The sequence below is a fragment of the Bacillus nitroreducens genome, from assembly GCF_964021195.1.
In genome coordinates this window covers 1,418,051-1,439,674 of sequence record NZ_CAXHYI020000003.1, presented here as the reverse complement: position 1 = coordinate 1,439,674, position 21,624 = coordinate 1,418,051, and the positions used below count along the sequence as shown (strand labels likewise).

The following is a 21,624-nucleotide window of genomic DNA, read 5'->3' as shown; positions in this document are numbered from 1 at the left end:
TCAATTACAAGTATTTATACTTGTAATTGAAATAAGAAGTATATAGCGACTATTTCACAAAAGTGTATATGATCATCATAAATTTTTATTGTCTCCGTAGAAGGTGGGATTAACTTATCAAAAGTACCTTCTGCTAAAAGAGTGCCCTCACTGCTTTTAAAGCGAATCACCCTATCCCCAATATCCTTGGACACGATTACATTTCTTCCTTCTATCGTGTAATGCATCCTCCTATTTGTTTTTATTTTTGACTTATCAATGAGTTCGGTTTGGATACTTTTTTGATTGGTATAACTTATATTCCATTTCGCTCTAAGTAACGTTTTCCAAAATCCCTGATCCACGATATCGATCGTTACTTTACTTTGCAAATCTCTCGCTTTAACATTAACGATTGAAGTGATCCAATTTGCTAGATATGAACCTTTACTTTCAAAATACCTGCTTACGTGCCCAACAAGTACCCCATGTTCATCAAATATCGATATCTCTTTGGTTGAATCGTTAAGCAAAGGCCTTTGAAACGTATATAATTTCATTGCATAGACACCTTCCCTATTGTAGAAGTTGAGTACTTTAATTTATAGTTGATCAAAAATTGTTGAATTGTCCCATATATACTAAGTGTAATCATATAAATAACGATTGATGAAGGTAATAAAGACCCAATTAGTCCCATAGATACCGAAAAAACGACAATGACTAGTATCCTTTTCGTCATATTGGAAAAGTACATTTGAATAAAAGTTACGATGAAAAGAATGATAGGTGTTATAAAAGAGGTATCTCTTTCGTTCAGTGAAAGCCATAGGAATGTGCTTTCCATCAAACGATCATGATTTACAATTGCTTGAATAAACAAGACATAAAAAGGTATTTGAATCAACATTGGTAAACATCCCAAGGCAAACGGTCTAGCTCCTGCATCCTTTAGTATTTCATTCCGTAATTTTTTTCTTTTTAGTAGGTCTTCTTTTGTTAGCTCTGGATTTCCTATATCAAATTGTTTATGAATCTCTTTAAGTTGTGGTCCAATTTTTTTCATAATATATGTATTTTTTTGATTCAAATATTGTAAAGGAAAGAAAATAGACCTAAAAACAATCGTAGAAAAAATGATACCTGCCACATAATTCTGGGATGAGAATACATCTATAAATTTTATCGTTATTTCAACCAAAAATCCCCAAAGAAATCCCATTAAAACGGTCCTCCTCTAAATAATTTTTCTATGTTTTTTTTGTTGATTAATGCATATTTATCGTTTTCAAAAAGACATTCATATGTATCCCTTGTTGCCTTCTTCAGTTCTTGTACTAAATGCTTGTTGATAATATATGACTTGTGGCTTCTAATAAAAAACTGAGGTAGCTCGGACTCGATTTTTTTTAAAGGGAGATTTGTAAGGATCTCTCTGTCTCTTGTATGAAAGATTGTTTTATCCCCAAATCTTTCTATAAAGAGGATTTCATCATAAGGAAGTAAATGTATATGGTCTTTAAAAGCAATAATGACTCTATTGTGTTCAACTATCATTTTCTGAACTCCTAGTTTACAAGTCTTTGTATAAGATTGTTAGCAATTAGAACTTCAGCAAAAGCACTTAAAGTGATTAGTATAAAACCAATAAGCAGATATTTAGGTAGTTTCTTTGTATAAAAATGTTTTAATTGTACTCCAGATTTTGTTTTTAATAAGAGAAATAGTTCTCTAAAATGAGCGATGGAAAAAATGATTACTAGATAAACAAGTAGGATTTCTCCTATTCCATGTATAAAGGATGCACCATAGTAGATCTCTGGACTGTAACCACTTACTTTACCACTCTCCCCCATGCTATATAAGAACTTTATTGAATAGAGTAACGAGAATCCTGTAAATGAGAATAATAGGAGCAATAAAAATATCGCGCCATTTACAGCTATAATAAAAAAGATTTCATTAAGTCCTTGTGGATTAATCTGCTGCACTTCCTTTGGCGAAGGTGTATAAAAATACCCTAAACAAACGATCAATAAAGCAAAGACTAAATAGAATGGTAAACTTTTAATTGCCATGTTTTTCATCCAAATTCCTCCCTCTATAAATGTTGATTTACCAACGGTTTGATCCGTTAGTGGGTTGTCAAAAAAATATTTTTCGACACAATTCCTAACAGTATTTTTAAAATATGTGAAACTATTCCAATACATGGGTACGCTACGCCGTCACTACTGGATAATGCTGGTAAGTAGTGCTAGGGAATTATACGATGCACAATGGATCTCTGCGTAGCTTATGATGACGTACCCTCCCATGTCTCTTGGCATCTAAGTGCCTACATTCCTTCGTTCGGTCTAGTCATAAGGCAGAGGCTAGCGAAGCTCCTTTAGGGACTCTAGGTCGAATGGAAAAAAAAGTGCCAGCTTCTCCGTGTCATCCTGATGTCTAAGTCTAATTTAGGGGTGTAAGGACTTATACAGCCTCTTCGAGACCAGGAATATCCCTCATCATTCGCTGTGCGTCAAACGCTTTGTGCTTCGTGCAAATCCCGTGTAATACTTTTAATAGTTTTCCGCATAGAACCACGATGGATTGCTTCTTACGTAAAGGATTAACCTGACGGTTTGTGTAATACTCGTGTAGCTTTTTGAAAGCTTCATTGTGACGAATCATGGGCATCATTACTCGGAACAGGAGGGCACGTAGTTTCCTTCTGCCTCGTTTAGAGATGCGTTTTTGTCCTTTATGCAGTCCAGAGGAATTTTCGCGTAACGTTAATCCCGCAAGTTTGATTAATTGGCGTGGATTCTCGTAGTCTGAAAAGCTTCCTATTTCGGCTAATAGATCGACAATAGTGTTATCTCCAATTCCTTCAACCGTTGATAGCCATTCGTATTCTACTGATGTTTTTACAAGTTCAACTAAGCGTTGAGTAATGCTTTCAATATCTTTTTCTAGTTGATAGTAACGGCGGACAAGTGTGGTGATTTCAATTCGAGCCATCTCATGTCCTTCTGTTACTCCGATAGAATTAGCAGCGACTTCAATAAGGCGCACTGCTTTAGGCCTTTGGGGAGATTTAAGCCCCTCAACCTTTCGATAAAGGGATAAAACTTCATCGGGTTGTTTCTGTTGAAGATCACTTGGAAATGGAGTACATTCAAGTGCAGCCAAAGCCATTTTTCCGAATGACGGAAACACCTGAGTGAATTCAGGGAAATAGCGATCTAACCAGCGAATCATCATGTTTTTGACAGCGCCTAATTCCTCAGTCAGCTTACTTTTGAAAGTTGATCCAACGCGAAGTTCAGCTTCCATACCTTTTAAGATACGGGGATAGCTGAAGCGACCATCTTTTACGAGACGAGCAATCACTAATGCATCCTTACGATCATGTTTAGTCGGAAGATTATCATCCAACTCTTTTGACCGTCTGACATGCATTGGATTAACCATTACCAAAGGTATGCCTCGTTCCTCAAGGAAGTAAGCTAAATTCAGCCAATAGTGGCCAGTTGGTTCAATCCCAATGATAACCTCTGTTTTTTCGTTTTCTTCCATTGCATCCAGAACGCGTTTATAGAAATAATCGAAACCATTTCCAGCCTGGGATACGGAAAACGATTTTTGGAGCACACGGCCGCGATCATCAACAAAGCAAGCAAAATGTGTTCGCTTAGCAATATCGATTCCGACCACTAGTGTTTTTTCAGTGACTTGATTAATTTTTTGATTTTGTTTAAAATCCATTATGGAGTCCTCCTTGGTTAACAAATTAGGGGTCAATTTCTGCAGATCTTGACACCCCGTATCATACCAAGAGGGCTCTTTTTTGTTCAAGTCCCCGAAAATCCTTCTAACAGGAATGCTCCTTTAGTAATATGATACATAAAAATAACCCTATAATACTTTTTGTGTATTACAGGGTTATCTTTTTGGGATAATTGGGTGTTATTATGCAGTATTAGGACATTATTCTCACAAAAGCCAGTGTGACTTTTATAGGATGTTAGCAGAACCCCATAAGAATGTTGTAATATCCCATAATCTCGCCTGAGGAGCAAATGTTAGCAATAATTCTCCAATATCAAGGATTACGCCTCCTAAATCAGCCCATGCAAAATTACCACCAAAACTATTATAAATTGCTCTAAACTTTGTTGTTAAGTTCGCCGCAATATTATTCACATTCTCAAGTTTGTCAAACTTTCTAGCAAAGAGTCGTGCTATTGCCCAAGCCGCATCCCCAATATTTGTAGTCCCAGTGAAAAAGTTGTAAAACATTTTCAAATTCCTCCTTGTTTTTTGTTTTTTGTTTTGTTTTTTGGTACAACCCAAATATAGCAAAGGGTTTTAGGTATTTCGTTTTACTTGTATAAAAATGTCATATATTCATTTATAAACACTATAATTCGTTATGATCATGGTAAATTTCTACTAATATCCCTAAAAAGCCGCAAAAACGCATATAATTCCTGTTATTTCGACCAGATAGTGAAGGTAATATACCAAATTACCAATATGCATATCTACCACTAAACTTTCGGTTTACAATAAATACAGATATTTTTACTAATGAAAAAGGAGATATTGATATGAAAAAAGGTTGGTTAGCTTTAGTATTATCTATTTTCTTTCCAGGATTAGGTCATTTGTATTTAGGTAAAGTAAAGAAGGGAGTTTTGTTAATTGTAGCGGAGATCGTTTCAATCTTATTAATTCCAGTAGTAGTTGGTATCGTGACACTACCATTAGTTTATTTGTATGCCATTATTAATTCTTATACGAGTACGTCAAAGGTTAATGAAGAGCTAACTGTATAAGTGTACAGGTGAATAAAACGATGGATATTTTAAAAATAAATGGTGTATTTAAAAAAATTAACAATCAAAATCTACTAGAAAATATAACACTCAACGTAAAAAAAGGTGAGATATTTGGATTGCTAGGCCCTAATGGAGCTGGAAAAACGACTCTTTTAAAGATGTTAGTAGGTTTATATAAAGTGTCCAAAGGAACGATTTTAATTAATGATATAGACATTTCGATCAATAGAGAAAAAGCACTTATGAAAATAGGTGCTTTAATTGAATCACCTGATATGTATGAACATATGACGGGGTTTGCCAATTTAAAGGCTGTTGCTCGATTACATCATCATATCAAGGACAGTACGATTAATGAAATTGTCGAATTTGTAAACCTGAATGATGCGATTCATAGCAAAGTGAAGACATACTCCTTAGGAATGAAACAAAGACTAGGTATCGCAAGAGCTATGCTGCATAACCCTGATATACTCATTTTAGATGAACCAACAAATGGATTAGATCCTCAGGGTATATACGAGTTAAGGGTTCAACTTAAAAAAATGGTTGAAGAAGGAAAGACGGTCATCATTTCCAGTCACCTTATTTCAGAAATGCAATTGCTATGTGATAGAGTAGCCATCATACAGGACGGTAGCCTTGTTAAAATTCTTGATGTACATCATTTAAATAATATAGATGATTCTATTTCAGCAACATATCGATTTATCGATTCATCTAGTTTTGAAATGGCGATTCCCTTATTTACGACTATTTCGATGGTAGACAAAACAAATCACCTTATTAAGGCAGAGTTCAAGAAACTTCAAGAGATTACTCAACAAAATAGAATATTTTTTGAAAATGAAGTAGCCTTTATTGAATTAAACTTAAATAAAAAGGACTTAGAGCAAACATTCTTTGCTGCAATCGAAAGAGGTGCATCATGAGAGCCCTGTTTGCTTTAACAGTTAACGAACTAATAAAAATCTTTTCTCGACCAAGAGCCTCCATTGTAATGATTGTAATCGTTGTTCTTGTAGGGATAAGCGCTTTTATCTCCTATAAAGAAGCTCCGAAAATAAATGAGAGTGATTGGAGAGATGAAGTACAAACAAATATACAAAACACCAAAGACGAACTTAACCAAGCAAAGCAGGAAAATCTACCTGAAGATCTACAGAATGTAATCTTACAAGATCTTCAACTTTACGAGTATTACTTAGAGAATGACATCTCCCCATATGAACAAAATGTTTGGGGATTTATGGAGGATAATGGTTATATTTTATTTTTGATCATTATTTTTTCAATCATAGTGGCAAGTGATACGATGTCTAACGAGTATAGTAGGGGAACAATTAAATCCTTATTATTACTTCCAGTGAATAAATGGAAAATCGTCATTTCGAAGTTTCTTTCATGTGTGCTTCTCGCGGGATTGTTGATCATGATTTGGTTTACCTCTTCTTTTATTGTGGGTGGAATCGTATTTGGTGGCATTCATAAGTTAAACACGATCAGCATAACGATGTCTCATTTCGGAATGCAAAAAATCCCTACGATAGAATATATCTTGAAAAATGTTTCGTTTAACTTTGTAAATTGTATCATTTTTATAAGTCTATCTATTATGATTTCTACATTGTTTAGAAGCAATAGTTTGGCTACAACCACTTCGATCTTACTATTTATCGGAAGTTCTATCGTGTACAACCTGCTAGATACGATTGAGGGGATAAAGTATACAATAATAGCCCATCTAAATCTGAATGATTTTATGTACAGCAATGTCAATTCATTTGGATTTAACTTGTTGACCTCCTTGTCTATTATTTTAGTCCACCTTTGCTTATTTCAATTCATAACCATTTATTTCTTTAAAAGAGATTCAAAAGGTTAAATATGGTAAATCATTATTCTTTTTGAGGTACATGTCTGATATATGATCCAGTGAAATGAGACAAAGAAAAACACCCCTCATGTCATATTCATACATATGACATGCAGGAGGTGTTTTTATATGAGTTTTTATCTAACTGATCATTGAGCTGGCGCAATAGATGAGAGTTCCCTCTGTTCCACCAGAACACCGTCTGTCATTTGGTATGTTCTGTCACAATAAGTGATGAGTCGTGTGTCATGGGTGACAACGATGGTGGTTGTTTTTTTCTGTTTTGTCATGTTCTTTAATAGTTCCATCACTTCAAAGGCACGGTCGGAATCAAGGGACGCCGTTGGTTCATCTGCTAAAATCACTGAGGGGTTACTGTACAGTGCTTTTGCAATTGCTACACGTTGTCGTTGCCCCCCAGACAAGTCAGAAGGATACTTCATGAGGAGGTCACTGATTCCCAATTGCTTATACAGTTGTTCTCTTTCTTTCTTCGTCATATTCCCCTTCTTTACTTTATCCACTAATTTCATTTGGTTGGCTACATGTAGGAATGGAACTAGATTGGATGCTTGTAGGACGAATCCAATTTCATTGAGACGGATGAGCGAACGTTCTTTTTCATTCATTGCCGTAATGTTTTGGCCATTAATGATGACATCACCCGAGGATGGTGTTAACAAGCCACCTACAATCGTGAGAAATGTACTTTTACCAGAACCAGATGGTCCAATGATGGCGATCAATTCACCTTGGTCTGCAACGAAATTTGTTTCCTTTAACGCTTCGACCTGATTTGGTCCGCTACCGTATGTTTTTTTAACTTGTTTTAATTCTAATAACGCCATGTTTTTTATCCCCCTATCGCTTTCAGTGGATCAATTCGAACAATCGTCAAGACCGAGAACACTGCTCCGGCCGTTGCCACCATCATAAGAATGCCCCCATACACAATCATTTGCAGTAAATCGAACGATACTGGAACCGCTGATGGTAAAAAGGCACCTGAAAGTAGAGTCAGTGCAAATCCTACCGCTGTTCCTACAAATGATAAGATGAAAGTTTGTGCGACAACCGATCTAGATAGATACGTACTTGATATCCCTTGGGCCTTCATTACCCCAAACATATTGATTTTTTGTACCGTTAACACGTACAAGAAGATCGCGACGATGATGGATGAAATTCCAAATAGGAAGTAAATCATAAAATTCAATGTTAGTTTTTGCTCTGTATATCCAGGCAAACTCTCGATAAATGACTCAATTTCGATGACATCTAGCTCTTCATTCTTTACCATGTTTGCCGCTGCATTATCACGGACAACAATTCCGTTTATCTGATCATTGTTTTGCTCGGCTGCTTCTCCAAATTTCACCCCATGAAATGTTTCAAGGGTAGCGTAAAGAACAGGTGCTGCATTAAATCGAGCATTCTCTGTAAATCCTACAATTTTTAATTGTGCATCACTCGAAGACAAAGTTAAGGTATCTCCAAGCTTAAATCCCTCATCTTTAAGGGAATCGTTCGCAATGACTTCATTTGCCCCTTCAAACGCTCTTCCCTCTGTAACGGTTGGTATCAAAAACTCATTTGCTTTAATCCCGAACAGTGCGATGTTTTGTTTGCTATCCCCATTATTTGCAATCGCATTTAATTGACCAATGACCGCTGTATCGGTCGCATTTAACTCACTTTGCTGATCGATGGTCATCGTTGATTGGTACAAGCTTTTATCCGATTCTTGAGTCAAAACAATGGCTGTCGCATCCCATTCATCAACTGCCTCCCGATTTAAACTAGCCAGCCCTGTTGCAAGTCCTGAAAGAAAAAATACCAGATACGACACTAGCATTAAAATTCCTGTAATCAATATAAAACGAAGTTTATTCTTCTTAATTTCCTGCCACGCTAAAAACACATAGCCACTTCCTCTCAACTTTAGACATCTTTGTATAACCTTTTTTTATATTATGGATTGAAATGATCTCTTTGTCAAATGTTTGTATAATATTTTATTAAAAACGTTATACAATAGGTTTGTTGTGTCCAACCTAATGCGAGAGAACATTGTACAAAGTGGACGTATTCGTTATACTATGGAAGACGAGTAAGAACGGACCAGTAGTTAGGGGTTGATTGGATGATTCAATCAGAAGAAAAGAAAACATACACGATACAACAAGTTTCAGATATGACAGGGCTATCGAAACAGGTCATTCGAAAATGGGAAGAACGGTACAAGGTTATACAACCAATGCGTTTAGAAAACGGCTATCGTATCTATAATCAAGGGGATGTTACGACGCTTCTACAAGTCAAAAAACTATCGGAGCAAGGACATACGATTAAGCAAGCCGCACTTCTTGTAAAAGATCTACCAGAAAAACCTGAAATCATAACGGATGAGAATACCTCAAAGATGGAACAGTGGAATGAGTACGTGCTGCAGCTTTTAGAAAAAGGAAGACATTGCGATGAGATCGAGTTAAATTTGATCTTAAAAGAGGCGTATCATCGTGTTGGCCTTGATCGTTTTCTAAATCAAATTGTGGTCCCGTTTTTAAAAGAGGTCGGAAATAAGTGGGAAAATAAAGAATGGGATACGTATCAAGAATCTGTTTCGAGTCTGGTTGTACGTGACTTTTTAGTACAGATTCGACGGAATTATCAGTACCGGGAAAATGCACCATTTGTACTTGGAGCATGCCTCCCCCATGAACACCATGAAGTTCCACTTCATCTTGTAATGATGCGATTTATGATGAAAGGCTGGAAGACGCAGTTAGTTGGCGCTTCTCCTGCACCAGGTGCGATTGAATCATTAGTAAACAAATTAAAGCCACAAGTTGTCGTTTTGTCTGCTACAACAACAATTCCATTTGAATCAGAGCCTGACTTATTGAAGAGACTTGATCAATTTGCGGAGTCACATCAGGATATTAAATTCTATCTTGGCGGCCAAGGGGTAGACACCTATCAAACGGACTACCAACCAAAATCACTTGTGCTCACAAGTTCGATTGATGATATATTAACGTAATTTTTCTCCAACTTTAGGGTCAGAGGGCTTTCCCTCTGACCCTATTCATTTGAAAGCGTGCATTTGTGTGGGGGTGCATATTCCATGCGGGTAGACGCATATCTGTGTGCAGGAGGCGCTCATCGTCGCGCGACGGCGCATAACCCGTGTACAAGGGCGCATTTCTTCTCACTAAGGCGCATAAAACCGCGGGACGACGCATAACCCGTGTACGAGGGCGCATTTCCTTGTACGAGGACGCATTTCTTCTCACGTGGGCGCATAAAATCGCGGGACGACGCATATTCAGTGCGTGATCACGCATTTCTGCAGGCGGGGGCGCATATCCGTGTACGAGGCCGCATAAACTTGCGGGACGACGCAAATTTAACGTGCGAGGGCGCTTATCGTTGTACAAGGATGCATTTCTTCTTACCAAGACGCATAAAATCGCGGGACGACGCATATTCAGTGCGCGATCACGCATTTCTTCTCACCAAGGCGCATAAAACCGCGCGACGACGCATTTTCAGTGTACGATCACGCATTTCTTCTCACGAGGGCGCATAAAATCGCGGGACGACGCATATTCAGTGCGTGATCACGCATTTCTTCTCACCAAGGCGCATAAAACCGCGCGACGACGCATTTTCAGTGTACGATCAAGCATTTCTTCTCACGAGGGCGCATAAACTTGCGGGACGACGTATATTCAACGTGCGAGGGCGCTTATCTGCAAGCTACTGCGTATAAACCTAAAACATAGACGCAAATCACCACTTGTAGAAGCCTGCCCCACATCTCAAATCCACCATAACCCCTTATTTGCCACAACACTTCTTATATTTTTTACCACTTCCGCATGGGCAAGGGTCGTTTCTCCCAACCTTTTTGTCAGGTTTTTGGACAGCAAGCATCCCATTTGGGTCTCCCATTTCTATTCGCATCGCTTCTTGTTTCCATAATGATAAATCGGGGTGCGACTCACCCATGATGGTATAAAAGCTATATACTACTTCTTCAATATCCACAAGTGATGATGTTTCATAAGGGTGCTGCATATGTTCATTCACCACTGGAAATGCCACTTCCGTGAACTGGTGACAGAGTGCTTCAATAATCAATTCTTTTTCATCAATTTCTTCTACTTGGTAATAGGCCTCTTTTAGTACCTGAGCCGAAAGATCCGTTTTGATATTTTCCAGAATAGATGCAGCAAAAATGATCGAATCTGGATCCGTTACATACGGGGCAACCTCTTTAACCACCTTATCCGACTGAAATTGGATTAACGCATCCGCGACTTCTTCGAGTAGGATATCTTCGTCTCGTGTTAACAGACTTGATAAAATAGCAATATACTTCTCGTTTCCTAATAAACCGATCATATATACCGTTAAGTATCCGTTATACGAAAACCAGTTAGCATCTAATTCTTGAGAAAGAGTTTTGTCGATTTCCTTTTCCGTGATCCATCCTTTTTGAACGATACATTTTGCCAGTCGCTTTGCTTCGTGGTAGAGATTACCTTGGAACGCATCTGATTGTTCTAATTTCTCTACTACTTGTTTATATCGTCCGGAGACTTCTTTCTTTGTTCCGTTTACGACTAATTCGTATGAAGACCACGTCTCGCTTGTAATATAGCCCTTAAGCTGTTCTCGGTATTTTAATGCGAGTGCAGGCTCAACTTCATTTATTAGCTTTAGCGCGAGATGGATATTCTCTTTATTCATGGACGGAATTTGTTCCAATAAAATTGTTAGCGCACTTTCATTGATTTTTTGATGGTCCAAGTAGATAAATATGTAAGCCTGTTTATCTTCTTTCGTAAAAGCTTCCTTCAACAAATCCACTGTCCATTCCTCTGGAACAGCAGGGTAATCGTGTAGGGCATGAAGAACGGTTTTTTGTACGAAGATATCATCTGAAAGTAGATGCGGTTTTACTTTTTCTAAAAATGCCATTTAATTGTGTCCTTTCAATTATTTTTGCGTATAGGTACAGTTTACCCATTCGGGCAAGAGCCCAAAATAGCCAACTAGTTCACTAGTTGGCTACTTATGATAAGGGACGTATCTCTTTATTCGAATAGTGGACTTACGGATTTCTCATTGTGGATGCGGTCAATCGCATCGACGAGTAATGGCGCCACGGAAATAGTCTTGATTTTATCGATTCTCTTTTCTTCTGGTAATTGAATCGTATTTGTAACGACTAGTTCCTTGATTGGTGATGATTCAATTCTTTCGATTGCAGGACCTGATAATACAGGGTGCGTACAGCATGCGTATACGGATTTTGCTCCCATTTCCATTAACGCTTTGGCAGCGATAGTAATGGTACCTGCTGTGTCAATTAAGTCGTCAATCAGAATGGCATTTTTACCTTCGATATTACCAACAATGTTCATGATTTCCGCAACATTTGGTTTCGGACGACGTTTATCAATGAATGCGATTGGTGCATTTAGTTGATTTGCCAATTTTCGTGCACGTACAACGCCACCTTGGTCAGGCGAAACGACTACAATGTCATCAAGTTCTTTCGCAGCAAAATACTCAGAAAGTAGTGGTACACCGAGTAATTGATCAACTGGAATATCGAAAAAGCCTTGGATTTGTGGAGCATGTAGGTCCATTACTACCACTCTAGTTGCTCCCGCTTTTTCAAGTAGGTTTGCTACTAATTTTGATGTGATTGGTTCACGTGAACGTGCTTTACGGTCTTGTCTTGCATATCCATAATACGGAATCACCAAGTTAATATTTTTAGCTGATGCTCTTTTTAACGCATCAATCATAATTAATAATTCCATAATATGTTCATTTGCTGGTTGTGAAGTGGATTGGACTAAGTAAACTTCGCTTCCACGAACACTTTCTTCAAGATTTATTTGGATTTCACCATCACTAAAACGTGATACTGAACATTTTCCTAACTGACAACCGAGTATTGATGCCATTTCTTCTGCTAGTTCTGGATTGGAATTTAACGTAAACATCTTAAAACATTCATTCAATTGATAGGCCACTTTTCGTCCTCCATGCAAAATATATTCTATACTCTAATATAACCTATCTTTACCTTCTTTACATAGTGCGAAATCGCATTTTTCGACAAAATTATCCTGGGAATTTGTGCTTATTCATTTAAGGTGCGTATTTCTAGATACCTTTTCAACTATAAAATAGCAAAATAGTAGATATTCTGATGATATCCTCTATTCTTATTTTCCAACCAGCATTTTACAATAACTATAGGAACAATTTCACCAATGCGCTTTGGTCAATCATGACACAACTCAAAAGCGGATGGCCACATGCGCTGGACATAGATCAATCATCATGTAAATTCCAATCAATCATAAACAAGATGAAATGAGGGAGAAGAGTGAGAAGGATTCCAGTAGCTGTACAAATGTACACGTTGCGCGATGCGTGTGAGAAGGATTTTTTTGGTTCATTAAAAAAGGTAGCAGAATTAGGTTACGACGGTGTAGAACTTGCTGGATACGGGGGACATACGGTTGTAGAAGTGAAAGAAATGTTGGATCAGCTTGGACTCAAAGTAGCTGGTAACCATGTTCCATTGGATGTATTACAAAATGATTTAACGAAAGTGATTGAAGATCAAAAAATCCTCGAAAATCAATATATTGTTTGTCCCTATTTATTACCAGACCAACGTAGTGAGGATGATTATAAGGCACTTGTTTCATTTTTACAAAAAGCTGATGACATCTGCAAGCGTGAGGGGCTAACACTTTGCTATCACAATCATGATTTTGAGCTTGAAACATTATCTGACGGCAGAACGGCACTTGATACGATTTTGATGGACACAAATGTAAAGGCCGAGTTTGATGTTTACTGGTTAACAAAAGCAGCCGAAGATCCCGTCGAATGGCTCAAACGCTATCCACATCGTACACCACTTGTGCACCTGAAGGATATGACGTTGGATGAGGAAAAGTTCTTTGCTGAACTCGGAACTGGTGGAGTCAATCTTGAAGCCATTCTATGTCAAGGCGAGGAAGGTAACGTACAGTGGTGGATCGTCGAACAAGATGTGTGCAGACGTGATCCATTTGAAAGCATCAAAATGAGTATTGAATACTTGAAGGATTGGAAAGGATAAGGCAAGGGGATCAGTCCCCTTCCCTTGTTCCGCTACCCTTCGATTCGTCGGAAAACTCCTGGTGAGACACCGTATTTCTTTTTAAATACTTTATGAAAATATGGGTAGGTACCAAATCCACATTCTTCGGCAATTTGTTCAAGTGTCATGGTCGTATATTTCATACGTTCCATCGCAGCATTCAATCGAATCTCCTGTGCGTATTCAATCATTGTTTTTCCCACAAAATCTTTAAAAAGATGAACAGACCTAGAAACACTCAACTTCACATGTTCGGCGACATCTTCCACCTTCAAACGAGTACTTGCATGTTCTTCAATGTAACGCATCATCCTTGTCACCTTATACGGATACGGATAGTTTGGCACAATTTCGTTCATGATTTGCTCCATTGTGAGACAAAAGGACCTCAATAGGTAATCTTCTAGCTCATGATTGGATTGTGGTCTCCTTTTTTCCGTTATCAGCTGGTTCCATAATGAAAGAAGTTTCCCATCGAGGTCAATGTGGTAGAGACTTTGTTTCGGAGAACGCCCCCACCATTCGTCAACCCAATCGCCCATGCAGGAAAGGTGATAATCTCCACTTTTTTGCCCCTCTTTCATAAAAATCTCATAGTGATCACCTGGCTCAATCAGGATGAGATCCCCTCTTTTCAGGGTGAATTTTTGATCCTTCACGATTACCTCACAGCTTCCTTCCGTTTGTAGACGAAACAGATAGGCAGGAAATCCGTCTTTATATTCAGAACGATAACCTTTTGTATGAAATGAATACCCGCAAAAGAAAATGGTGGCTTCCATAGAAATTCTCCATTCTAAGAAAAATAGCAAAATAGTATATATTTTTATTATATCATCTATGTTTATTTTTTGAGAAAAACGATACGATAGAATCAAATATTGGTTCTAGGGAGTGTTGTAGATGAAGAAGTTAAGAGTAGCCGTCATTGGTTGTGGAAGTATTGCACAGTTTCGTCATTTACCAGAATACAAAGCAAACCCACATGTCGAGATCGTAGCGGTTTGTGATATAAATGAAGCACGTGTAGAGGAAGTAGCTAAAAAATATGGTGCGAAACCATCTACAAGTTATGAAGACGTGTTAGAAAACGCGAACGTCGATATTGTAAGCGTTTGTACACCAAATTATTTACACGCACCTATTACAATTGCTGCCTTGAATGCAGGAGCACATGTACTTTGTGAAAAGCCTATGGCCACATCCAGTGAGGAAGCAAAAGCGATGATCCTTGCGGCTGAGAAAAATGGCAAAAAACTGATGATTGCTCATAACCAACGTTTTGTAGCTTCTCATAAAAAGGCCCGTCAATTCATTGAAAATGGAGAACTTGGTAAAATCTACAGTTTCCGTACTACATTCGGTCACGGTGGTCCCGAAGGTTGGAGTGTTGACGGGAAAGATAGCTGGTTTTTCCAAAAGGACAAAGCATTTGTAGGAGCTATGGGTGACCTTGGCGTACATAAATCCGATTTGCTTCGCTATATATTAGGAGAAGAATTTACAGAAGTTGGCGCATTTGTCGAAGGTAATGCGAAAGAGTTCTCAAACGTGGATGACAATGCGGTGTGCATTTTAAAAACGGAAAGTGGAATTGTTGGAACGCTGGCTGCGAGCTGGGGTTACAGCAAAGAGGACAACTCTACAATCATTTATGGGGAAAAAGGGGTACTCAGACTAGAAGATGACCCACAATTTTCACTGATTATTCAATATGCAAACGGAGAAGTGACTAAATGTGAACTTGGCAAAATCCAATCTAACGATGAGGGTGGCCAAAATACTTCTTATGTGATTGACCATTTCGTTGAGTCTATTTTAGAGGATAAACAGCCTCTCGTAACAGGTGAGGAAGGAATGAAATCCTTACAAGTGATTCTTGCTGCACTAAAATCAAGCGAGACAAGCCAAATCGTGAAAACAGGTGAAGTCTGATGGAAAAACTTCGTATTGGAATTATTGGGGCAGGTGGTATTGCACAGGATCGGCACCTCCCCGCTTTTCAAAAGTTAAGCGATCTCTGTGAGGTACATGCCATTTGTGATGTCAATATTGAACGTGCACAAGAAGTGGCTGCTACCTATAACATTCCTATTGTGCATCAACAATATCAGGATCTTTTTTCTGAAGTGGATGCAGTTTGTATATGTACACCAAATAAATTCCACGCTGAAATTGCAATTGCTGCTTTTGAAGCAGGCTTACATGTATTTTGTGAAAAACCAATGGCGATGACCGCTAGTGAATGTGAAGCGATGATTGCAGCAAGTCAAAAAGCAAAGAAAGTCCTCCATATCGGGTATCACTACCGCTTTACAAAAGAAGCTCAGGCTGCCAAAAAGGTGATGAGTGAAGTAGGAACTCCGTTGGTTGTGAGGGTAAGGGCGTTACGTCAACGAAAGGTACCAGGTTGGGGCGTTTTTACAAATAAAAGTCTTCAAGGCGGTGGAAGCCTGATCGATTGGGGATGTCATTTTCTTGATTTAGCTCTTTGGCTGATTGGAAATCCCCAGGAAACAAAGGTATCGGGCGCGGTTTACAATCAGCTAAGTAAACAGCCTAACCAGATTAATCAATGGGGTGCTTTTGATCATGAAAATTTCGAAGTCGATGATCATGTAACAGCCTATATCACATTTGAAAATGGAGCCTCGATGCTTTTTGAAACGTCATGGGCTGCAAATATCAAAGAGGATGAGAATCATTTAAGTATTTCTGGGGTCGATGGTGGCTTGAATGTTTTTCCGTTTGAGTTATATACACAAACTGACGGAATGCTGTTAAACAGTGTAGCCCCATGGCTTCCAGGTGAAGAAAAACCCGATGTACCTCAAACTCGGAATTTTATTGAAGCATGCTTAGGTTTGTCAGAATTGGTCGTAAAACCTGAAGAAGCACTACAAGTATCAAGAATCATTGATCAAATCTATGAAAATGGAGGAAGTTTATCATGAAATTAGGAGTATTCACCGTTTTATTTTCTGAGAAGTCTTTTGAAGAGATGTTAGATACTGTTAAGGCTGCTGGCCTTCATGCCGTTGAGATTGGAACAGGCGGCTATCCAGGTAATAAGCATTGTGATTTAGATGGTTTGCTAGAAAATGAGGATGCTCGAAACGAGTACTTGAATAAAGTACATGAGCGTGGATTAACTATCAGTGCGTTTAGCTGCCACGGCAATCCGATTTCACCTGATGAAGCATTTGCGAAAGACTCTCATGATACACTATTAAAAACAATTCGACTTGCATCCATGATGAATGTACCCGTTGTGAACTGTTTCTCAGGAACAGCTGGTGACCATGAAGGGGCAAAATACCCAAATTGGCCTGTTACTGCATGGCCAAATGAATACAATGACGTATTAAAGTGGCAATGGGAAGAAAAGCTGATTCCGTATTGGAAGGAAGTTGGACAATTTGCGAAAGAGCATAACGTCAAAATTGGACTCGAGCTTCACGGTGGCTTCTTAGTGCATACACCGTATACATTGCTAAAACTTCGCGAGGAAACATGTGATGCAATCGGTGCGAACCTGGACCCAAGTCATCTATGGTGGCAAGGCATCGACCCAGTCGCTGCGATCAAAATTCTCGCCAAAGAAAATGCGATTCACCATTTTCATGCAAAAGACACGTATATTGACCAAGACAATGTGAACATGTATGGATTAACCGACATGCAACCATATGGAAACGTGCGTACTCGTGCTTGGACGTTCCGTTCTGTCGGCTGTGGCCATAGTTTACAAGAATGGTCCGACATGATGAGTGCCCTTCGTACGTATGGCTATGACTATGTTGTTAGCATCGAACACGAAGACCCAATCATGTCCATTGACGAAGGATTCACCCGTGCAGTTACTAATCTAAAATCCGTCTTAATTGAAGAGCCTGTCTCGAATATGTGGTGGGTTTAAACATAGTTTAAAAGATTGTTAGCCTTCTGGTTTGACCAGAAGGCTTTTTTATATTAGGCGGCTTAAATTGGGGGTGTGCCCCATATAGGGGGAGGTTTGTCCCTTATATTTGGGTTTGTGGCCCTTATTCGTACAGGTTTGTCCCTTATATTAAGGTTTGCGGCCCATATCTGTGAATGTTTGTCCCATATATTTTGCGTTGTGGCCCATATTTGGGCAGGTTTGTCCCATATCAAAGTAGGAATTGGACCACTCCCTTGGTTGTTAGTTAGTCTGCCTTCTGGGTGAACCAGAAGGCAATGAACTTTTTATAGAAAGTAGTATGATTTGGGGATATGGCCCATATATGCGAAGGTTTGTCCCTTATATTTTGGACTTTGGCCCATATTTGGACAGATTTGTCCCATATTTACGGATCTTTGTCCCATATCAAGATAGGTGTTGGACCACTCCCTTGGTTGAGAGTTAGTCTGCCTTCTGGATGAACCAGAAGGCGATGAACTTTTTATAGAAAGTAGTATGATTTGGGGATATGGCCCATATATTTTGGTTTATGACCCATATATATGGAGGTTTGTCCCTTATATTTTGGACTGTGGCCCATATTTGGAAGGGTATGTCCCATATATTCGGGTTTTTGTCCTATATCAAGATAGAAGTTGGACCACTCCCTTGGTTGAGAGTTAGTCTGCCTTCTGGATGAACCAGAAGGCAATGAACTTTTTATAGAAAGTAGTATGATTTGGGGATATGGCCCATATATTTTGGTTTATGACCCATATATGTGGAGATTTGTCCCATATATTTTGCGCTGCGGCCCATATAGGTGGAGGTTTGTCCCTTATTTACGGATCTTTGTCCCATATCAAAGTAGGAATTGAACCACTCACTTGGTTGATAGTTAGTCTGCCTTCTGGATGAACCAGAAGGCAATGAACTTTTTAGAGATAGCAATTTGATTTAGGGATATGACCCATATATGCGAAGGTTTGTCCCTTATATTTTGGACTTTGGCCCATATTTGGACAGATTTGTCCCATATTTACGGATCTTTGTCCCATATCAAGATAGGTGTTGGACCACTCCCTTGGTTGATAGTTAGTCTGACTTCTGGATGAACCAGAAGGCGATGAACTTTTTATAGAAAGCAATAGTATTTAGGGATATGGCCCAATATTTTGGTTATGGCCCATATATGTGAAGATTTGTCCCTTATATTTTGAGCTGTGGCCCATATTTGGAAGGGTATGTCCCATATATTCGGTTTTTTGTCCCATATCAAAGTAGGAATTGGACCACTCCCTTGGTTGTTAGTTAGTCTGCCTTCTGGGTGAACCAGAAGGCAATGAACTTTTTATAGAAAGTAGTATGATTTGGGGATATGGCCCATATATTTTGGTTTATGACCCATATATGCGAAGGTTTGTCCCTTATATTTTGAGCTGTGGCCCATATTTGGGCAGGTTTGTCCCATATTTACGGATCTTTGTCCCATATATTCAAGTTAGTGTCCCATATCAAAGTTTCTACGTTTATTTTCCTAGATAAAAAGAAAAAATGAGCAGGTAGAAGCTGCTCATTTTTCATGTATGGATTCAAATAGAGGATTTACTTTAGAGCTTCAACTTCTAAATCTATCAACTCATTTGCCACTTTCGCATTTACAAAGTAGGTGTAGTGACCTTTTGTAAATTTGACTCCTCCCGCTTCTTTTATCAAAAGCTCGCCTGCTGCTATATCATAATAGTTAATATTCCGATAGATAGCTGCGTCCAGTCTACCAGCCGCTATATAGGAAAGACTAAGCGCAGCTGTACCTACCATACGTATTCGATATACTTCATTCGCCAAGATATTTAGTAGATTTATTCGCTCTCGATTTGCCTCCCTATCCCCATCCTTTGCAAAGTCTCCAAAAGATACAAAGGACTCTGAAAGAGAAGTTTCTCTCACCTTAATTCGTTCACCATTCAGGTACGCCCCCTCACCTTTTGCAGCCCAAAATGTTTCTCCGAGTGCAGGTAAGGAAATAACACCAATAATCGGTTCTCCTCGATGCGTAAGTGCGATTGAAACTCCGTAAAATGGTAAGTCCACACTGTAGTTAACAGTACCATCAATTGGATCTATGACCCATTCATAGTCGTCTGAACCTTTGATTCTTCCTATCTCTTCACTGAAGATGTTGTGGGTAGGAAATTGTGTTTTAATTTTTTCGATGATGAGATTCTCTGATTGTAAGTCCATTTCTGTTACAAAGTCTTTGGCAGATTTAGTATTTTGATGACCTGCTTTTCCAGCATGGGGACGAATAAATTTTCCAGCCTCATTTGCAAGTTCGATTGCAAACGTAAGGAATTCGTTATACATGTCACAATACACCTCTTCATATTTTTAAGGTACCACTCTTATAGACTACTAATCTTTAGAAAAAAGTTCATGTATTTGCTTCCGAAATGTGTGTATGATGGATTTTTAATAAGATAAAAACAAAAGAGCCACCAATTTGGTGACTCTACGAAGTTTTAAAACACAATTGTTTTATTGTTATCGACAATAATGCGGTCTTCAAGATGCCATTTCACTCCACGTGCTAATACGCTTCGTTCCACACTTTGACCGATTTTTTTCAGACTTGCGACATCATCACGGTGATCCACTCTCGCGATATCCTGCTCAATAATTGGACCCTCGTCCAAGTCATTTGTCACATAGTGGGATGTTGCACCAATTAATTTTACCCCACGCGTGTACGCACGCTCGTATGGTCTAGCTCCGATAAATGCAGGCAAGAATGAGTGATGGATGTTGATGATTTGGTTTGGATAGGCTGCGACAAAATCAGGCGTCAATACCTGCATATAGCGCGCCAGTACGATGAGATCAATCTCGTATTCTTTTAACAGCTTCAATTGCTGTTCTTCAACTTGTTTGCGAATGTCCTTGTTCGCTGGAATGTAGACAAACGGGATTCCGAGATTTTCAACAACTGGTCTCGCGTCTTCATGGTTGCTCACAACAAGCGCAATATCTGTCATCAAGTCCCCACTTTGCCATTCCCATAAAAGCTCATGTAGACAGTGAAGCTGCTTCGACACGAAAATAGCTGTTCTTTTCACATTTCGAACATCGATTAACTTCCATTCCATTGAAAATTTTTCTGCAACTTCAAGGAACGCTGATTCCATTTCAGGCTTTTTCTCTGTCAAAGATGGGCAGTCAAATTCGATACGTAGATAGAATGTTCCACCTTCATGATGTGTCGAATATTGACTAGATTCAATGATATTTGCATCAAATGAATACAAAAACTGTGATATCGCCATCACAATTCCAGGTTGGTCAGGACAGCTCACCAGCAACCTTCCGTGATTCTTATGTTTGTTTTGAAACTCTTCCTTATTAAAATACATGGTCATAACCTCACACTTACGTAATGAGCAATATTATATCAGCAACCCACATAATTGTCTAAAAATTTCAGTTGGCTTGTCGACAAAAATTTTGTTGTTGAAGCGCATCTTCTTGTATGAGACTAATTCAATGGGGAGGGAGCATGTCACACGAGCAATGGCGCATTTACTCTCGGGAGGACGCATATACGCGAATTTTAATCCATCGTAGGCGCATATTCGCGATCGAGCGCGCACTTCACTCCCGCGTAGACTCATATACACGAATGAGCACGCATTTCAATCACGCGTAGGCGCATATATGCGAACAAGCATGCATTTCAATCCCTCGTAGGCGCATGACGCGATCGAGCACGCATTTCAATCACGCGTAGGCGCATATTCGCCAATGAGCACGCATTTCAATCACGCGTAGACGCATATAC

General features: G+C 38.9%; 21 protein-coding genes. 8 read left to right on the top strand and 13 right to left on the bottom strand.

Annotation, left to right across the window (positions count from 1 at the left end):
- Window positions 1-14: 14 nt before the first annotated feature.
- The 6 genes from ACWPVE_RS10810 to ACWPVE_RS10785 all read right to left on the bottom strand — a co-directional run bounded on the left by ACWPVE_RS10810 (window position 15) and on the right by ACWPVE_RS10785 (window position 4,266).
- Entirely contained in the window at window positions 15-539 is a 525-nt protein-coding gene (locus ACWPVE_RS10810) for a tubby C-terminal domain-like protein (protein ID WP_453993217.1), read from the bottom strand.
- Entirely contained in the window at window positions 536-1,201 is a 666-nt protein-coding gene (locus ACWPVE_RS10805) for a membrane protein insertase YidC (RefSeq protein ID WP_453993215.1), read from the bottom strand. The genes ACWPVE_RS10810 and ACWPVE_RS10805 overlap by 4 nt, the downstream gene beginning before the upstream one ends.
- Window positions 1,201-1,536, bottom strand: a complete 336-nt coding sequence (locus ACWPVE_RS10800) for a LytTR family DNA-binding domain-containing protein (protein ID WP_453993213.1) — start codon at window positions 1,534-1,536, stop codon at window positions 1,201-1,203. The genes ACWPVE_RS10805 and ACWPVE_RS10800 overlap by 1 nt, the downstream gene beginning before the upstream one ends.
- Window positions 1,537-1,547: 11 nt before the next feature.
- Complete coding sequence (locus ACWPVE_RS10795) at window positions 1,548-2,066, bottom strand: hypothetical protein (protein ID WP_453993211.1); 519 nt, start codon at window positions 2,064-2,066, stop codon at window positions 1,548-1,550.
- Window positions 2,067-2,454: 388 nt separating this feature from the next.
- Window positions 2,455-3,732, bottom strand: coding sequence for an IS110 family transposase (locus ACWPVE_RS10790; RefSeq protein ID WP_453989956.1), 1,278 nt, complete (start codon window positions 3,730-3,732; stop codon window positions 2,455-2,457).
- Window positions 3,733-3,981: 249 nt separating this feature from the next.
- On the bottom strand, window positions 3,982-4,266 hold the full coding sequence (locus ACWPVE_RS10785; protein WP_453993209.1) for a hypothetical protein: 285 nt from the start codon (window positions 4,264-4,266) through the stop codon (window positions 3,982-3,984).
- Window positions 4,267-4,577: 311 nt separating this feature from the next.
- Between ACWPVE_RS10785 and ACWPVE_RS10780 the strand changes: the two genes are divergently transcribed.
- The 3 genes from ACWPVE_RS10780 to ACWPVE_RS10770 are packed head-to-tail and all read left to right on the top strand — an operon-like array spanning window position 4,578 to window position 6,693.
- Window positions 4,578-4,805 (top strand): DUF6677 family protein, encoded by a 228-nt coding sequence (locus tag ACWPVE_RS10780; protein ID WP_453993207.1) that lies wholly within the window; start codon window positions 4,578-4,580, stop codon window positions 4,803-4,805.
- A 20-nt stretch (window positions 4,806-4,825) separates the two neighbouring features.
- Entirely contained in the window at window positions 4,826-5,740 is a 915-nt protein-coding gene (locus tag ACWPVE_RS10775; protein ID WP_453993205.1) for an ABC transporter ATP-binding protein, read from the top strand.
- Entirely contained in the window at window positions 5,737-6,693 is a 957-nt protein-coding gene (locus tag ACWPVE_RS10770; RefSeq protein ID WP_453993202.1) for an ABC transporter permease, read from the top strand. Before ACWPVE_RS10775 ends, ACWPVE_RS10770 begins: the two co-directional genes overlap by 4 nt.
- Window positions 6,694-6,833: 140 nt before the next feature.
- Here ACWPVE_RS10770 and ACWPVE_RS10765 read toward each other — a convergent pair whose 3' ends face one another.
- Together ACWPVE_RS10765 and ACWPVE_RS10760 are read right to left on the bottom strand one after the other, a co-directional pair.
- Complete coding sequence (locus ACWPVE_RS10765) at window positions 6,834-7,532, bottom strand: ABC transporter ATP-binding protein (protein WP_453993201.1); 699 nt, start codon at window positions 7,530-7,532, stop codon at window positions 6,834-6,836.
- A 5-nt stretch (window positions 7,533-7,537) separates the two neighbouring features.
- Window positions 7,538-8,605: an ABC transporter permease gene (locus ACWPVE_RS10760; RefSeq protein ID WP_453993199.1), complete on the bottom strand. Its 1,068-nt coding sequence runs from the start codon at window positions 8,603-8,605 to the stop codon at window positions 7,538-7,540.
- Between the two features lie 222 nt (window positions 8,606-8,827).
- On the opposite strand from ACWPVE_RS10760, the gene ACWPVE_RS10755 reads away from it, so the two are divergent.
- Window positions 8,828-9,727, top strand: a complete 900-nt coding sequence (locus tag ACWPVE_RS10755; protein ID WP_453993197.1) for a MerR family transcriptional regulator — start codon at window positions 8,828-8,830, stop codon at window positions 9,725-9,727.
- An 800-nt stretch (window positions 9,728-10,527) separates the two neighbouring features.
- On the opposite strand, the gene ACWPVE_RS10750 is transcribed toward ACWPVE_RS10755, so the two are convergent.
- Window positions 10,528-11,673, bottom strand: a complete 1,146-nt coding sequence (locus ACWPVE_RS10750; RefSeq protein WP_453993195.1) for an SEC-C metal-binding domain-containing protein — start codon at window positions 11,671-11,673, stop codon at window positions 10,528-10,530.
- A 116-nt stretch (window positions 11,674-11,789) separates the two neighbouring features.
- On the bottom strand, window positions 11,790-12,710 hold the full coding sequence (locus ACWPVE_RS10745) for a ribose-phosphate diphosphokinase (RefSeq protein WP_453997464.1): 921 nt from the start codon (window positions 12,708-12,710) through the stop codon (window positions 11,790-11,792).
- A 389-nt stretch (window positions 12,711-13,099) separates the two neighbouring features.
- On the opposite strand from ACWPVE_RS10745, the gene ACWPVE_RS10740 reads away from it, so the two are divergent.
- On the top strand, window positions 13,100-13,846 hold the full coding sequence (locus ACWPVE_RS10740; RefSeq protein ID WP_453993194.1) for a sugar phosphate isomerase/epimerase family protein: 747 nt from the start codon (window positions 13,100-13,102) through the stop codon (window positions 13,844-13,846).
- Between the two features lie 32 nt (window positions 13,847-13,878).
- Here the strand turns inward: ACWPVE_RS10740 and ACWPVE_RS10735 are convergent, their stop codons facing one another.
- Window positions 13,879-14,649, bottom strand: coding sequence for an AraC family transcriptional regulator (locus tag ACWPVE_RS10735; protein WP_453993191.1), 771 nt, complete (start codon window positions 14,647-14,649; stop codon window positions 13,879-13,881).
- A gap of 121 nt (window positions 14,650-14,770) precedes the next feature.
- Here ACWPVE_RS10735 and ACWPVE_RS10730 point away from each other — a divergent pair, with 121 nt between their 5' ends.
- The 3 genes from ACWPVE_RS10730 to ACWPVE_RS10720 are packed head-to-tail and all read left to right on the top strand — an operon-like array spanning window position 14,771 to window position 17,786.
- Window positions 14,771-15,802 carry a Gfo/Idh/MocA family protein gene (locus ACWPVE_RS10730; RefSeq protein WP_453993190.1) on the top strand — a complete coding sequence of 344 codons (1,032 nt, stop codon included), beginning with the start codon at window positions 14,771-14,773 and terminating at the stop codon, window positions 15,800-15,802.
- A complete protein-coding gene (locus tag ACWPVE_RS10725; protein WP_453993188.1) occupies window positions 15,802-16,821 on the top strand; it encodes a Gfo/Idh/MocA family protein in 1,020 nt (339 codons plus the stop codon). Before ACWPVE_RS10730 ends, ACWPVE_RS10725 begins: the two co-directional genes overlap by 1 nt.
- Window positions 16,818-17,786 (top strand): sugar phosphate isomerase/epimerase family protein, encoded by a 969-nt coding sequence (locus tag ACWPVE_RS10720; protein WP_453993186.1) that lies wholly within the window; start codon window positions 16,818-16,820, stop codon window positions 17,784-17,786. The genes ACWPVE_RS10725 and ACWPVE_RS10720 overlap by 4 nt, the downstream gene beginning before the upstream one ends.
- 1,608 nt (window positions 17,787-19,394) lie before the next feature.
- Here ACWPVE_RS10720 and ACWPVE_RS10715 read toward each other — a convergent pair.
- Window positions 19,395-20,156, bottom strand: coding sequence for an inositol monophosphatase family protein (locus tag ACWPVE_RS10715; protein WP_453993184.1), 762 nt, complete (start codon window positions 20,154-20,156; stop codon window positions 19,395-19,397).
- A 155-nt stretch (window positions 20,157-20,311) separates the two neighbouring features.
- Window positions 20,312-21,199 carry a formyltetrahydrofolate deformylase gene (purU, locus tag ACWPVE_RS10710; RefSeq protein WP_453993182.1) on the bottom strand — a complete coding sequence of 296 codons (888 nt, stop codon included), beginning with the start codon at window positions 21,197-21,199 and terminating at the stop codon, window positions 20,312-20,314.
- Window positions 21,200-21,624 lie beyond the last annotated feature (425 nt).